Annotated in this window: 14 protein-coding genes and 2 tRNA genes; 6 read left to right on the top strand and 10 right to left on the bottom strand. The window is 43.7% G+C overall.

What is annotated here, in order from left to right:
• Window positions 1-175: 175 nt before the first annotated feature.
• From X919_RS0112220 to X919_RS0112170, 10 genes are all read right to left on the bottom strand, one after another.
• Window positions 176-246 (bottom strand) — tRNA-Gly (locus X919_RS0112220).
• A gap of 6 nt (window positions 247-252) precedes the next feature.
• A tRNA-Thr gene (locus X919_RS0112215) sits at window positions 253-325 on the bottom strand.
• 65 nt (window positions 326-390) lie between these two features.
• Window positions 391-1,023, bottom strand: a complete 633-nt coding sequence (locus tag X919_RS0112210; RefSeq protein WP_028900352.1) for an HD domain-containing protein — start codon at window positions 1,021-1,023, stop codon at window positions 391-393.
• Window positions 1,024-1,036: 13 nt separating this feature from the next.
• Window positions 1,037-1,954, bottom strand: a complete 918-nt coding sequence (gene menA, locus X919_RS0112205) for a 1,4-dihydroxy-2-naphthoate octaprenyltransferase (RefSeq protein WP_028900351.1) — start codon at window positions 1,952-1,954, stop codon at window positions 1,037-1,039.
• Between the two features lie 2 nt (window positions 1,955-1,956).
• Complete coding sequence (locus tag X919_RS0112200; protein WP_028900350.1) at window positions 1,957-4,254, bottom strand: putative porin; 2,298 nt, start codon at window positions 4,252-4,254, stop codon at window positions 1,957-1,959.
• Complete coding sequence (locus tag X919_RS0112195; protein ID WP_253270145.1) at window positions 4,251-4,511, bottom strand: mechanosensitive ion channel protein MscS; 261 nt, start codon at window positions 4,509-4,511, stop codon at window positions 4,251-4,253. The genes X919_RS0112200 and X919_RS0112195 overlap by 4 nt, the downstream gene beginning before the upstream one ends.
• The gene (locus tag X919_RS0112190) at window positions 4,511-5,317 is read right to left on the bottom strand and encodes a DUF4468 domain-containing protein (protein WP_028900348.1); all 807 of its coding nucleotides are present in this window, start codon (window positions 5,315-5,317) and stop codon (window positions 4,511-4,513) included. The genes X919_RS0112195 and X919_RS0112190 overlap by 1 nt, the downstream gene beginning before the upstream one ends.
• 570 nt (window positions 5,318-5,887) lie before the next feature.
• The gene (locus X919_RS0112180; protein WP_004379521.1) at window positions 5,888-6,739 is read right to left on the bottom strand and encodes an OmpA/MotB family protein; all 852 of its coding nucleotides are present in this window, start codon (window positions 6,737-6,739) and stop codon (window positions 5,888-5,890) included.
• Window positions 6,740-6,898: 159 nt separating this feature from the next.
• Window positions 6,899-7,783 (bottom strand): carbon-nitrogen hydrolase, encoded by an 885-nt coding sequence (locus X919_RS0112175; protein WP_028900347.1) that lies wholly within the window; start codon window positions 7,781-7,783, stop codon window positions 6,899-6,901.
• 4 nt (window positions 7,784-7,787) lie between these two features.
• Window positions 7,788-8,822: an agmatine deiminase family protein gene (locus X919_RS0112170; protein ID WP_028900346.1), complete on the bottom strand. Its 1,035-nt coding sequence runs from the start codon at window positions 8,820-8,822 to the stop codon at window positions 7,788-7,790.
• A gap of 159 nt (window positions 8,823-8,981) precedes the next feature.
• On the opposite strand from X919_RS0112170, the gene X919_RS15435 reads away from it, so the two are divergent.
• The 6 genes from X919_RS15435 (at window position 8,982) to X919_RS0112140 (ending at window position 13,888) form a co-directional block, all read left to right on the top strand.
• Complete coding sequence (locus X919_RS15435; protein ID WP_051502534.1) at window positions 8,982-9,614, top strand: hypothetical protein; 633 nt, start codon at window positions 8,982-8,984, stop codon at window positions 9,612-9,614.
• 7 nt (window positions 9,615-9,621) lie between these two features.
• Window positions 9,622-10,407 (top strand): ABC transporter permease, encoded by a 786-nt coding sequence (locus X919_RS0112160; protein ID WP_028900345.1) that lies wholly within the window; start codon window positions 9,622-9,624, stop codon window positions 10,405-10,407.
• A 93-nt stretch (window positions 10,408-10,500) separates the two neighbouring features.
• Window positions 10,501-11,289, top strand: coding sequence for a Nif3-like dinuclear metal center hexameric protein (locus X919_RS0112155; protein WP_028900344.1), 789 nt, complete (start codon window positions 10,501-10,503; stop codon window positions 11,287-11,289).
• Between the two features lie 5 nt (window positions 11,290-11,294).
• On the top strand, window positions 11,295-12,128 hold the full coding sequence (locus tag X919_RS0112150) for a zinc ribbon domain-containing protein (protein WP_028900343.1): 834 nt from the start codon (window positions 11,295-11,297) through the stop codon (window positions 12,126-12,128).
• 180 nt (window positions 12,129-12,308) lie between these two features.
• Entirely contained in the window at window positions 12,309-12,743 is a 435-nt protein-coding gene (locus X919_RS0112145; RefSeq protein ID WP_028900342.1) for a helix-turn-helix domain-containing protein, read from the top strand.
• A gap of 59 nt (window positions 12,744-12,802) precedes the next feature.
• Complete coding sequence (locus X919_RS0112140; RefSeq protein WP_028900341.1) at window positions 12,803-13,888, top strand: AAA family ATPase; 1,086 nt, start codon at window positions 12,803-12,805, stop codon at window positions 13,886-13,888.
• Window positions 13,889-13,966: the final 78 nt, after the last annotated feature.

The raw sequence follows: 13,966 nt of genomic DNA, 5'->3' as shown, positions 1-13,966 counted from the left end.
GTTTTCTGCAGAATCTTTGAGCGGGAGCGCATTGCTGCTGGCAATGTGTTCCCGCTCAGTATTTTTTTTGCCTATTCCCAATGCGTGACTCGTCAGGCACCGCTGGGCAGCACAAGTTGAGGGAGAATTTTTGTCAGAAAAATGTTGCGTTGTGTTTTCATTGTGTTAGCATTTGAGCGGAATACGGGAGTCGAACCCGCCTTTCAAGCTTGGGAAGCTCGCGCACTACCGATGTGCTAATTCCGCCTTGAGAGCCGATACTCGGACTCGAACCGAGGACCTATTCATTACGAATGAATTGCTCTACCAACTGAGCCATATCGGCGAACCTAAACATCTGCGCTTGCAAATGCGTTGCAAAGGTATATTTTTTTTTTAGACGTGCCAAATTTATTGGCGCTTTTCTTTTACATAAATGTTTTTGAAGATTTGATGCAGTTTCTCCCGTTGTTCGATGATGTTTTGTATTTTTTTGAGGTTTTCTGCATTTGAACTCCCCGGTATCCAGCTGTGAATGTAGCCGCGAGCAGAATATTTTTCGTTCATGTGCTGAACAAAGCGTTTCCACTGCTGTTCCTCGTCTAACAAAGGATAATTCTCTATGCCGTACTGAATGGCACGGGTGAAAACGACGTCGGGATCAAGATCTTTGTCGGCTTCTGCAACAATTTTGCCGTAAATCGAGCGTGGCGCGCGGCTTGCACTGGCGCGATGGTCCTCGACAGCCTCTTTCATGATTTTTATCTGCTCGGTACTGAACCATTTCTTTAAGCGCGAGTCAGCATTCAGGATGCGCCCGCCTGTAAGATGGTGAACTGCGCGAGGACCGCTCATGCCTAAGTCGTGATAGGCTGCGATAACATAAGCCATGTCGACGTTTGCGCCAATTTGGTTGGCTAAAGTGATGGACGCCTTGATAACACGGCTGACATGCTGCAATCCGTGACTTTTCCCAAAGGAATTGTAGCGGGGAAGAATGTTTGTCTCAATAAACTGAATGAGTTCTAAGTTGGGCTGTTGCATCCTGAGAAGTTCTTTATAGGAGTAGTGCAAAAACGGACAGTGCGCCAAAAATAAAGATGTTGCGCGCGGTTAAATTTAAGATTTTATTCAGTTCCCGACCTTGACGCAGCTGAATCATCTTTTCGTAAGCATAAAAATGTGCGAGTAAATACAGAATGAGGAGCATCGAGCCGATTTTGCTTTCGTTCTGTGCATAAACGACGTAGAACAGCAAAAGTTCGCCGATGATTCCGGCAAGCAGGTATAATCTCGCGCCCCACCGCTCACCAACACGCACAATGAGGGTGATTTTTCCGCTTTTACGGTCGTTATCTCGATCTCTGTAATTGTTCACGATGAGTAACGTGTCGATAACGAGGCCGCACGCGAGTGCCAGCAGAATAACCTCTAAGGGAAAGGCTTGCAACGCTGACGGCACAGCAACATAGTAGGTGAGACAGACTGGCGTGAGGCCAAAGAAGAGAATCACGAGGAGGTCTCCTAAGCCCCAATAAGAAAGCTTCGTTGTATAGAGAAAACAAAACAGGATACAGGCTAATCCGGCAAAAATCAGCTTGTAACCGCCGTAGACAATCAGTGGCAGCCCTGTTATCGCAGCAATAATGGTGCAGATGATAATGGCTCTCCTCATGGCTGCAAGCGTAATCCATCCTTCAGAGCATGCGCGCTTCGGTCCCAACCGCTCTTCGGGCTTGTCGTTTCCTTTTAAGCAGTCGAAGTAGTCATTAATGAAGTTGGCATCAATCTGCATGATGATGGCAAATGCAAAACAGAGCAGAACAGGCAGTTTTTGGAACTGTTCAATGCTGGTTTGACTAAAAGCGTAGGCTGCCCCCAAAGCTACAGGGACGATTGCGCTGACGAGGGTCTTGGGGCGCATGGCCAGACACCAAGCACGGAAGGAATTGGTTGTAACTGCAGAGTTTCGCATCGTTAATTGAAGAAATTCCAACTGAGCCCAATTCTAAAGATGCGTTCATTGAGCGCATAATGTGGTGTGAGGAAATAATCCTTGTTACCCATGCCTGCATTGATGTGACTCATCATGATGAAGAACCGAGTATGTTTGAGAAAGAAGTTGGCATAGACATTCACAATAGGGTAATTGCCTACTTGCACGCGACTCTCGCCACCCACTGTGTTGGTATTGACTTGCACAGCGTATTGCCCAATGTTGGGTGCATAGTCAGGAGCATAATAGCGTGTAAAATAGCGAGCATCGGCTCCGAAATCGCAATGTAGCACTCGTGCAATCTTAAAACGCAAGTAGACATTGCTATAAAAATTGAAATCGGGCAATGGAAGAGCGGTTGCATTGCTTGTTTTTTGATAGGTGAGCCTGTTCTCCCAGTTCAATGGTCCAACCGTGAAGTCTTGTGTCAAAGACGCAGTGAAAACGCTGATGCCTCCGGCGTGCTGAACCACATCATATGCGTGATTAATCCGATTACCGCTGCTCACGGTATATGCTGAGGTGAAATACGTATGATTTTTGATATTATCGAAAGCTACACGTAGTGTCGTGCGTGTCTTTTGATAGGACAGACTACCTTCTAAGCGGCTATGCAGTATTTTCGACAGGTTTGAGTTATCCCACCAGGCGTGTCGCCCATGAAAATGCCGATAGTAGAATGTTGGGGTTAAGCGATGGAAGAAACCTGTCGCAGACAAGCTGAGTGTATCGCCGAAAAGCTTAAAATTCAGGTCGGCAGTAGCATCTACCTTTAGTTGCCCCGCATCAACCCCCGTCAGCCAAGTCTCTGCCAAGGCTTGATAATGAAAAACGCTACCTTGCTGCTTGCTCAACGAGGCACCAATGCTCAGATTATGCTCGTTGTAGGTTTTATAATCCGTTATATCGGGCAGCGTAACATGTCGGAAGTCAGATGTTGCAAAGGCTTTCAGTCCAGATTTTGCCCACTTGTTAAATCCCTCTAAGAGCGAGATTGCAAATGTATTTTTCAGCTCATAAAACCTCGTTTTATCATAAATATCAGCGCCGCCATAAGGCGGAATAATCGTATAAGTGTTCGCGTAGAAGTTAGCAGGCGTTTCGTAGGCTTGGTAAATGCGGCGATAGTTGTCAAAACTTAGGGTGTGAATGAAGCTCGTGACAGGAACAAACACCGTTTTCACCCATGCAGTATCTTGCTGTGCTTTTTTCTCTGCCTGCAGCAAACTGTCTGCAGTAGCTTTATCCATCACCACGCGTTGTGCAGCCTTCTTTCCGTCAACAGGTTCGGTCCCAGCAATCTTTGCATCTTCTGGACGACCAGCAGTTATAATGGTTTTGTCTTGCTTCGATTTTCCTGTTTTATCTTTATCTTTCGCTTCTTCGTTTTCCTTTTTCGATGCCATAGCAAACTTTTTCGCCTTGATTTCCTCCTCGGTCATAGGCTCCTTCTTGTGGAAGCCTACGTTATAGCGCTGTGTGAAAAAGACATGCTGATTATCATTTCTGTTCCAGTTGCGTGTGAGGGCTGTCGGAATCTCGTCTGTGCTATAGCTCTCATTAAAACTCTCGGGATGCTTGATGTAATCGTCGTTTGTAATGCCACCATTCTCGGCCACCTTCTGGTGATAAGTGGAAAGCAGCAGATGAGCTTGATACTGGTCGCCTAAGTAGGAGCCGTACATGGTGTAATTAAAATGTGCCGTGCTTTGGTTTTGATAGTATCCGCGCCCATACAGATAATCAAATATTAACCCCACGCCAATCCGCTTGCCTGCGTTTACTGCAAATTTTGCAGTGAGATGGTCTTCACCATTGTTGCGATTACCTGCATTGTTATAGCTCAGATTGGTAATAGGAGAGAGCGTGTTGGTGAAAAGGAATTGCGAGACGGGCGTGATGACAAAGTCATAGGGCTGTGTGAAAATAAATTGTTGCGCAGGTTGCCTGTCGATGAAAATGCGATTTAAGCGTGGTGCTCCTAAGTTTCCCGTAGTGTTATATTGCCCATAGAGCCCCGTGGTGAAGATAGTGTTCATGTACATATAGGACAAGGTGTCGGGTACAGCGGCCTTCCTATCGCCAAATCGCGAATCAATTGTCCACACTTTGAGTCCCATCGGAATCTCGTGATGTGTGTTGGTTGAATCTTTTTTAGCTAAATTATTACGCTGGGTAACATTTCCCATCTCATCAATTTGATTAAATCCATCATCAAATTGAGCGAACCCCTGTAGAGTAAACAATAAGAGAGCGGTGGCTACGAGAATTTTCTTCATGAACGAAACATTCGAATGGCTACTTCTGCAAACTTAATCACTACAGCAACAATCAAGATAATTGTTGCAATGGTGTGTTGTTCGCTTTGTAAATAAAGCACTACGCCCACCACAGCCAAGGCCATAAACACCAGGTTTAAAATGTTTCTCACCTTCAACATCGAAGGACCACCTTCGCCCAAGCGTTTGAGTCGGTGATGCGGTTTCACTGCATATTCGCGCTTATTTTTTTCCGTGTTGTATTCTTGTTCCATCATTATTTTAAATTTGTTTGAAGTGTTTTGAATATTTCATTTACCCGGTCAATCGTTTTCTTTCTGAATTTCCCGTTTGTTTTAAACAGCTTTGTGCGCTTTTTATTCAGTGCCACGCTATCAGAAATCAGTTCCTCAGCCGAGGCTTTAAATCCCGACGAGCGATTTTCCTCATACGCATAGCTGATGCGGCAAAGCGTCAGTGCTATCGCATTGTCTTCACAGTGCGCAATCAACGTGTAGTCAAATTTAGTACGATCCAACGAGAGCAAGCTATTGTTAAACACGAGCCATTCGCAATATTTTCCTACAATAGTGTGTTCATCCTCGTTCACCAGCACAATGCGGCTTCCCGAAGCTTGATGCTCATCGTGCGTCTGTGCCGTTAATAACGAATAGGTTTTCTGATAGATTTCGGCAGCTGTCATTCCGGGGAGGGCAAAGTGTTCGTTGAAAACCACTTTTCCGTTTACCTCGGGCACCACCCCCGCCAAGTAAGCCTCGTCTTCGTTTACTTTTTGGGTTGATGGTGTTTTGCTTTCTTTCGTCTTAGTTGGTGTCTCTGCAGGAATTGTCCATCCCTTCGCTGCCTTGCCCTGTTCTTGTGCTGCCTGCTCGGCTTTTTTCGCTGCCTCTAAGGCTTCTTCTGCTGCACGTTGCGCTTTTTCAGCAGCAGCTTTCGCTTCTGCCGCTTTTCGTGCAGCCTCGGCTTTTAATACTTCAATATTGTTTTTTTGCATGGTTGTGTCGGTTTGTGCCAGCATAGCCAATGGCATCAAAAAAACTATCGTGAGTAGAAATATTCTCATTTCGCGGGGAATTAAAATTTTATTGTCGCAAAGGTAATAAAAAAGGAGGAGTGCAGGAGGCAAACGGCTATGGCGATAACCCAAACTTAACGATAATTAATAGATAGCATTCCACTTGCTCCCTGTTCCTATGGAAATCACGTGTTACGACGCGTTCGAAGCCTTGTTGCATGGATGTAAGACGTATTTAGACGCGTCTGCGAGGGTTGTTTTCGAAATTAGACGCCCAATCAGAGGGTCTGCGAGGGTTGTTTTTGAAATTAGACACCCAATCGGAGGGTCTGCGAGGGTTGTTTTCGAAATTTGACGCCCAATCAGAGGGTCTGCGAGGGTTGTTTTCGAAATTTGACGCCCAATCGGAGGGTCTGCAAGGGATTTTTTGAGATTTTCTGTTGTTCCGCCATGGCTGAACACTTATTTTTGAGCATTTTGGCCTGCAAGCCCGAGGTTGCGCCATGAAAATAAAAAAAACGAGGATAGCGGCCTGTGGCAAACTATCCTCGTTATACTGATTGGGCGGCAGTGCACTGCTTTCTAAAGCAGCCCGATGCATGCCCCATTCGCTCCGTGCTATTTCTTTTCGGGCGCTTTATCAATCAAGTCCATAAACTGATCGAGTTTTGGCGTGATAATGATTTGCGTGCGGCGGTTGCGCTGTTTGCCCACCTCGGTGGCATTCGTTGCAACGGGATTATACTCGCCACGCCCGCCAACGGTGAGCCGTTTGGGGTCTACACCATAGTGGGTTTGCAGGAATTGCACCACAGAAGAGGCGCGCAAAGCCGAGAGATCCCAGTTGTTGCGGATATTTTTCATTGCGGGAGCGCTTGCGTTTACAGGCACATTGTCCGTGTTACCCTCAATGAGCACGTCGTAATCCTTATAGTCGGTGATGATTTTTGCAATCTTGCTCAGCGTCTCTGCCGCCCGGTCATTCACCTCGTAGCTGGCTGTTTTGTAGAGCATATTGTCGGCCAACGAGATGTAAACCACACCTTTCAGCACCTGCACGTCGACCTCTTTCATCTCCTCACGGCTCAACGAGCGTGTGAGCTTGTTGGTGAGTGCCATGTTGAGCGAGTCGCTTTTGCTTTTCACTTCAACCAAGTGGCGGATATATTGGTTGCTCTCATTAATCTGATCGACCAATTTTGAAATATTGATGTTGTTGGTGTTGGCGCTCGAGAGGCTCTTGTTGAGCGATTGCTGCAAGGCTGCATAGTCGCGTTTTTGCTGGCGCAACTGTTCCTCTAAGCTGGCAACACGTGTTTTGCTGGCGGCTAATTGCTCGCGTGCCTGCTGATAATTAGCCGTGAGTTCGCGATTTTCATTCTGACAATTCTCTAAATCCTTTTTGCTGGCGCAGCTGCTCAACAGCAGTGCTCCGGTAGCAAATGTGAGTAGAAATACACTTTTCTTCATATACTTTTCCTTTCGTTGGTATGCAAAATTTTGATGTTGCAAATATAATAGATAGCCCTCAGATGGCGAAATAAGCCTTTTGGGTTTTGCGATATTTAACGCACTTTACAACCTTTTGAAGCCTTTTTGAGCGTCATAATGGTGCGTCAGTGTCTCAATTTAATCTATGAATCGGCGGACGATGTTTCCATATTCATCAATGCGCCTGTCGCGCAAGAACGGCCACCAGCGCCTGACTTGCTCGCTGTGTTGCAAATCGATGGGCACAATAACGTTCTCTTCATCGCTGTTGCTGGCACGATAGAGGAGCTCGCCTTGCGGACCTGCTACAAAACTGCTGCCCCAAAACCGTATGCCTTGTGTGTTTCCGCTGGGATCGGGCTCTAATCCCACCCGATTAACGGCTACTACAGGCAGTCCATTTGCTACGGCGTGGCCGCGCATGACAGTTGTCCATGCCTCGCGCTGGCGTTCTTGTTCGTCGGGTGTATCACTGCTTTCATAACCAATGGCCGTGGGATAGATGAGCAATTCGGCTCCCTGCAAGGCCATGAGACGGGCGGCTTCAGGGTACCATTGATCCCAACAAACCAGCACGCCCAATTTGCCTACGCTTGTTGTTATGGGATGAAAACCTAAATCTCCGGGAGTGAAATAGAACTTTTCGTAATAGGCAGGGTCGTCGGGAATGTGCATCTTGCGATATTTTCCAGCAATGGTTCCGTCGGATTCTATTACTACTGCGGTGTTATGATAGAGGCCAGGCGCCCGCTTTTCAAACAGTGACGTGACGATGACCACCCCAAACTGTTTAGCCAACTGGCCATAAAACTGTGTTGATGGACCGGGGATAGGCTCTGCCCAGTCGAAGTTGTTCACGTCTTCCACCTGACAAAAATAGAGCGAGTTGTGCAGTTCTTGCAACACGATGAGTTGTGCACCCTGTTTCGCTAAATCGGCAATGCCCTTGGATAGACGTTGCATGTTGTCTTCGGGCACCGCCGTGTTCTGTTGTTGTATAAAACCTATTTTAATTTCTTTCATGTGCTTATTTTGGGAATTGCATTGTTAAACAGTGTAGTGAACCATGTTGGCGGATGACCGTACGGGCATCGATACCGATAATTTCTCTGTCGGGAAAAGCCTCTTGAAGTTGTGCCATTGCTTTTGCATCGTTAGCCGGTTGTGCATAAGTGGGGCAGAGGATAGCGCCATTGAGAATGACAAAATTAGCATACGTGGCAGGCAATCGCTCGCCATCCTCAACGATAGCATTGGGGAAGGGGAGGGGAATGAGCCGATAGGGTGCTCCCTTGCGCGTGCGCAGCAGTTTCAACTCTTCTTCCATAGCTTTGAATTCCCCATATTGTTCGTCTGTTTTATCCTCACAGGCCGCGTACAATAGCGTGTCATTGGGTGCCATCCGAACAATCGTATCGATGTGCCCATCGGTGTCGTCACCAAGGAGACGACCATGATTGAGCCATAGAATTCGGTTAGCATGTAGCATATTTTTGAGCCTCTGTTCAATTTCTTCCTGTGTCAGTGGTTGGTTGCGATGTGGTGCAAGCAGGCAAAAAGAGGTTGTAAGAATAGTTCCTTCACCATCACTCTCAATACTTCCACCTTCCAATACAAAATAGTTATGGTCTTCGACTATGCCCGAAAAGGCTTGCAACTCGGCCATTTTCTTGGTAATGGCATTGTCCTTTTGCCATGCAAACTTTTCTCCCCAGCCATTGAATTTGAAATCTAAATATTTAAATTCTTTACCACATTTCAACGTTAATGCTGCATGGTCGCGTGCCCAAGTGTCGTTCGTCTCTATTTCGAAATAACGCACCCGTAGGCATTGTTCCGCAGTTAAGTGTTGTGTGAGTAACAGGCTGACAACTTGCTTTTGAGGCGTGACAATCCATAGATTTTCATGTTTTGTAATACTATCGGCCATTGCAACATAGACCATTGTTATTTCGTCTAAATAATCTTTCCAATCGGTATTCTGATGGGGCCATGTTAACATCAGAGCTTGCTGTGGTTCACTTTCTGATGGAAGTCTATAATCGTTGTAGCGTAACTTCATATTTTTTATAATTAAAAACGTGCTAAATCGTTGTGCAATATAGTGCAAATTATAGCTCGAAATCGCACATGTCTCATGCGCAAAATTAGCTATTTTTTCTGAATTGTTCCGATTTTAGAGTAAAAATCCCTATCTTTGCCTCGCTAATATAGATGCAGAATGTTAGAAATTAAAGACGGGGAATTAAGTGGAATCTTATCTTCAACCCCTACATCACCAATAAACTTTAAGCTCAATGCGGGTGAATCCTTGTGTATTTATGCATGGGAGCAACCCATCAGGCAAGTGCTTGTAGACACGATTGTTGGACTACGCCCACTGAAAAAGGGATATTTCACGATGGATGGAGATATAATAGATTCACAATCTGTAGCTTATTTCCATCAGTTTTTTGCCTTTGTGCCTCGTCAACTTGATTTCCTATTAGAAACAGTCGATGAATTGTTAGATTATATATCGTTAATAGATCGGCAGATAATATGTGAGCAAATTAAAGCAGAATGGCTAAAATTTGGCTTTGGAGATAATCTTTTTGAACAATCTTTAAATAAATTGGGACATAATGCTTTACAGACATTGCTCATCATATATGCTGTATTGTTGAAGCGTGCTTATATAGTGTTGGACTTAGACGATGAAGTTATGCTGTCTGAGCAGGTGTTAAATTATTTACAAGACTATCTGCATTCTGGTGGTGCTATCATCATGGCATCAAACCATGAAAGCATGAAAAATTTCTGTATGGGCACGTTATCAAGCCTCACACTTCACATAACTCCTCAATCTTTTTGAATAGAATATGTTTTTATCTTGGTTTCTCTTGCTCTTGTTATTCTGTATTCCTGTTGCAATTGTAGCTTTGTTTCATCTGCGCTTACAACGAAAATATTTTTGGGCTGCAGGGAAAATGGCAGTCAACATGTTTGTGGCTTGGCTACTGCTTAGTTTCCTTGTTCAACAAGACTCAGTTGTTTTGAACCTCATTTGCTTACTGATAGTTGTTGCATTTGCATCGTTCACCATTGTTCATCAGGTTAGGTGGAAAGTTAAATACCATTTTATTCCTGTGTTTGTCGCTACGCTATGTGCGTCGATTTTAGTCACTATAGTGGCGGTATTTGCCGTTTCGTTAAAAGGAAATTTGCTTAATGCACGCTATTTGCTGCCTATACTCGCATTTTGTGTGGTAGGTGTTTTGGAGAGCAACAGCAAAGCTTTGGATACTTATTATATGGGGCTTTACCATCATCATGCACTTTATAACTATTTATTGGGCAATGGTGTCTCTCACCAACGAGCAGTCTATTTTTTTATGAAGCGTGCCATAACCCGCTCGCTCTTACCATCAATTAGGCACATGTCTTACATTGCTGTGAGCACGACTTCCATGGTATTGTGGGCAATGTTATTGGCTGGCGCAAGCGTCTATGATGCTATATTTTTACAACTCATTGCTATTGCGACGATGGTTGCAGCAGCTCCTTTAGCACTTATTTTTAGCTTATTATGGGCTCGGCGTTATGCTTTTGATGCGTATGGACATCTACTTTCAAAAGAAAAATTCTCAAAAGGAGAAGAAGGGTAGATAAATGATTAATAAAAAAAGTTAAACCATGGTAGGATTGTGGTTAGAAGCGTAGTAAAATAACTATCTTTGTAACATAATTTTATGCATAGCATGACAATTAAGGAAGTGATTTGTGCCCTTGAGCGATTTGCACCTCTGCCTTTGCAAGCCGACTATGATAATGCAGGCTTGCAAGTTGGATTAACAGATGTGGAAGTTTCAGGGGCTTTATTGTGTCTTGATGTGACTCCTGCAATTATTGACGAGGCCATTGAGAAGGGGTGTAATCTTGTGGTTGCACATCACCCTTTGATATTTCATAAGCTAAATCGAATTGCTGATGAGAATGAAGTGCAGAGTGTTGTACGTAAAGCTATCGAACGGCATGTGGTGGTTTACGCAATGCACACCAATATTGATAGTGCATGTGGTGGCGTGAATTTTAAAATAGCCGAGAAGTTAGGATTAGCGCAAATGCAATTCTTTGGACAGCAACAAATCGTAGATGGCGTTAGGGGGGGCGATGGTGTTATTGCAGAGTACCCTACACCCTTAGCCGCAGACGATTTCGTTTTGCAACTTAAAAGGCAATTCGATGTAGAATGTGTGCAATGCAATGCGCTTTTGCGTCGTCCCATTCGGCGTGTTGCTGTTTGCGGTGGTGCTGGCTCCTTTTTGTTAGAACAAGCGTGGAAATGTGGTGCCGATGCCTTTATTACGGGCGAGATGCACTATCATGAATATTTTGGTTACGACCAGAAACTGCAAATCGCCGTCATCGGTCATTATCAAAGCGAGCAATATACGACAGAAATATTTCAAACAATCATAACGGAGCAGTGTTGTGGCGTGCGATGTGTTCAAAGCGCTATTAACACTAATCCCATTATTTATTTATAAAAGATATGGCAAAGAAAGAAGCAGCTGACTTGTCAGTAGAAGAGAAATTGAAGACGCTCTATCAATTGCAAACAACATTGAGTGGCATTGATGAAAAGAAGGCTTTACGCGGAGAGTTGCCCTTGGAGGTTCAAGATTTGGAAGATGAACTCGAGGGTTTGAATATTCGTGTGGATAAAATCAAGCACGATATTGCCGATGCAGAAGATGCCATTCATGGCAATCAGCAGCTCATTCAAGAGGCGCAAAAGAGCGTAGAGCGCTATCAACATCAGCTCGACGAGGTGAAGAATAACCGGGAATATGACACGCTGACGAAAGAAATCGAGTATCAATCGTTGGAGATTGAGCTGGCCAATAAGAAAATTAGAGAGGCAGCTATGGCGATTGAAGAGCGACAAAGAGATTTAGAAATAGCCCAAAAGACAATTTCTGAACGTCAAATAGATTTAGATGAGAAGCGTGATGAGTTAGACGAAATCATGCAAGAAACACGTGAAGAAGAGGAAAAGCTTAAAGCACATGCAAAAGAACTAGAGTTGAAAATTGAACCGCGTTTATTGACAAGCTTTAAGCGTATTCGGAAGAATGCACGTAATGGATTAGGCATTGTATATGTGCAGCGTGATGCATGTGGTGGTTGCTTCAATAAGATACCGCCCCAGCGTCAGTTAGATATTCGTATGCATAAAAAGATTATTGTTTGTGAATATTGTGGGCGTATTTTAGTTGATCCAGAATTGGCAGGTGTAACAGTTGACAATGCAGCAACTGAAGTAAAACCAAAGCGTGCAAAGCGTACTACCCGAAAGAAAAAAGAAGTTGATACAGAAGAATAACCTTGCTTTTTGAGAGTTATCTTTAAAATGAGAATAGGCTATTTCAACTTGTGGCAGTAGCATCTTATATATTGGTCACAAAGAAGTGCGGTTTATAAGCTTTGTTGCTTACTTTTGCAAGTTGGTATAACCTATTCATATTTACTTAAACCTTATCCATTAGATAGTATTATTAAAAATATGTCGAAATATAATATTACAGAAAAAAAAAACAAAGTTCAGGCTAACCCAGTGTTAATGCGTGCTACAGTGAGAGATGAGCTACAAAAGGGTATCTATCAGTGCATTGTAGTTGAAAAGAAATATAAAGAACCAGGTTACAACCTGAAGCGTTTAGCAATAGATTTAGGAACGAATACACGCTATATCTCTGCTGTTTGCTCAGAGAGATTTCATACCAATTACTGCGGTTTAATTAATGCTGAACGCATTCGTGAGGCAAAGCTGTTGCTAACGACAAAGCGCTGTTCAAATCTCAGCACAGAAGAAATTGGTGAAATGGTGGGATTTAATAATCGACAAAGCTTCTATGGAGCCTTCTATAGACATGAGAATACGACCCCTGCACAATATAGGAAAGCTAATATGGCTGTGCAAGTCCCTGAAGCAAAATGATGAAAAATCTCCCTACGCTATGGTAGATATAAAAAGGCACATATTTATTTCCTTCATAAATGAATAAGATTAAGAAAATTGTACTCACAGGTGGTCCTTGTGCAGGAAAGACCACTGCTTTAGTAAAAGTAATAGAGCATTTTTCAAGCTTGGGTTATAAGGTATTTACTATCCCAGAGGTGCCCACGATGTTTAGCCAATCTGGTATGGACTATCTAACTCAAAATCGTGCATTGTTTTACGAAGGAGAGAAGGCCACACTTGAAATCCAGTTGGCTTTGGAAGATAAGTTTCAGCACATGGCTGAACAATGCGATGAACCAACAATGATTATTTGCGATCGTGGAGCGATGGATATATCAGCCTACATGGAGCCACAGCTTTGGAAAGATATCACAGCTGCTGTAGGAATCTCAACCACAGACTTGCGTGATCATCGTTATGATGCCGTTCTCCATTTGGTTTCGGCTGCAGATGGTGCTGAGAAATATTATACTACGGCTAATAACAAACAGCGGACAGAGGGCTTGGAGATGGCTCGTGAGGTCGATAAGAGGGTGATTAATGCATGGACAGGCCATCCCCATCTTCGTGTAATCAATAACCATGAAGACTTTAATAATAAATTGCATCGTGTATTAAAAGAAATTTCAAGTGTCTTAGGCATTCCGCAACCCATTGTTGAAGAAAGGAAATACGTGGTTGAATTAATTGGTGAAATACCCAATTGCATTGAAAGCGATATTACTCAAACCTATCTTGTGGCCGAACCTGGTTGCGAAATACGTTTGCGTAGGCGGGCATGGCAGGGAAAAAATGTTTATGTGCATACCACGAAGAAAAATTTACCCAATGGTGATCAGTTGGTAACTGAGCGACAAATTCGTAGTAACCTCTATCAATCATTGTTACAGCAGGCAGATCCCTATCGTCAAGAAATCCAAAAGACACGCAAGAGCTTTATTTGGAAAGGGCAATATTTCGAATTGGATAATTTTCAACGCCCTATTAATGAACTAATGATCTTAGAAACAAAGGGTATTACAGAGCAAGAAGCTGTGAATTTTCCTCCATTTATAAAGGTGCTGAAAGATGTGACGGGTGATTCACATTATTACAATTATAACATTGCATTAAAAGGATAAAATATACCGAGAGTGTAAAGTAAACAGTGTCATGCTACAATAAAATTAGTTTTACACAGTTTATTTATTATGGACAAC

This window comes from Prevotella sp. HJM029 (genome assembly GCF_000599605.1).
Classification (GTDB): domain Bacteria; phylum Bacteroidota; class Bacteroidia; order Bacteroidales; family Bacteroidaceae; genus Prevotella.
This window is presented reverse-complemented; position numbering and strand designations above follow the sequence as displayed.

Coding starts and splice junctions, on each gene's coding strand:
- X919_RS0112210 (WP_028900352.1), bottom strand. CDS start 1,023: ATGCAACAGCCCAACTTAGAACTCATTCAGTTTATTGAGACAAACATT.
- menA (WP_028900351.1), bottom strand. CDS start 1,954: ATGCGAAACTCTGCAGTTACAACCAATTCCTTCCGTGCTTGGTGTCTG.
- X919_RS0112200 (WP_028900350.1), bottom strand. CDS start 4,254: ATGAAGAAAATTCTCGTAGCCACCGCTCTCTTATTGTTTACTCTACAG.
- X919_RS0112195 (WP_253270145.1), bottom strand. CDS start 4,511: ATGATGGAACAAGAATACAACACGGAAAAAAATAAGCGCGAATATGCA.
- X919_RS0112190 (WP_028900348.1), bottom strand. CDS start 5,317: ATGAGAATATTTCTACTCACGATAGTTTTTTTGATGCCATTGGCTATG.
- X919_RS0112180 (WP_004379521.1), bottom strand. CDS start 6,739: ATGAAGAAAAGTGTATTTCTACTCACATTTGCTACCGGAGCACTGCTG.
- X919_RS0112175 (WP_028900347.1), bottom strand. CDS start 7,783: ATGAAAGAAATTAAAATAGGTTTTATACAACAACAGAACACGGCGGTG.
- X919_RS0112170 (WP_028900346.1), bottom strand. CDS start 8,822: ATGAAGTTACGCTACAACGATTATAGACTTCCATCAGAAAGTGAACCA.
- X919_RS15435 (WP_051502534.1), top strand. CDS start 8,982: ATGTTAGAAATTAAAGACGGGGAATTAAGTGGAATCTTATCTTCAACC.
- X919_RS0112160 (WP_028900345.1), top strand. CDS start 9,622: ATGTTTTTATCTTGGTTTCTCTTGCTCTTGTTATTCTGTATTCCTGTT.
- X919_RS0112155 (WP_028900344.1), top strand. CDS start 10,501: ATGACAATTAAGGAAGTGATTTGTGCCCTTGAGCGATTTGCACCTCTG.
- X919_RS0112150 (WP_028900343.1), top strand. CDS start 11,295: ATGGCAAAGAAAGAAGCAGCTGACTTGTCAGTAGAAGAGAAATTGAAG.
- X919_RS0112145 (WP_028900342.1), top strand. CDS start 12,309: ATGTCGAAATATAATATTACAGAAAAAAAAAACAAAGTTCAGGCTAAC.
- X919_RS0112140 (WP_028900341.1), top strand. CDS start 12,803: ATGAATAAGATTAAGAAAATTGTACTCACAGGTGGTCCTTGTGCAGGA.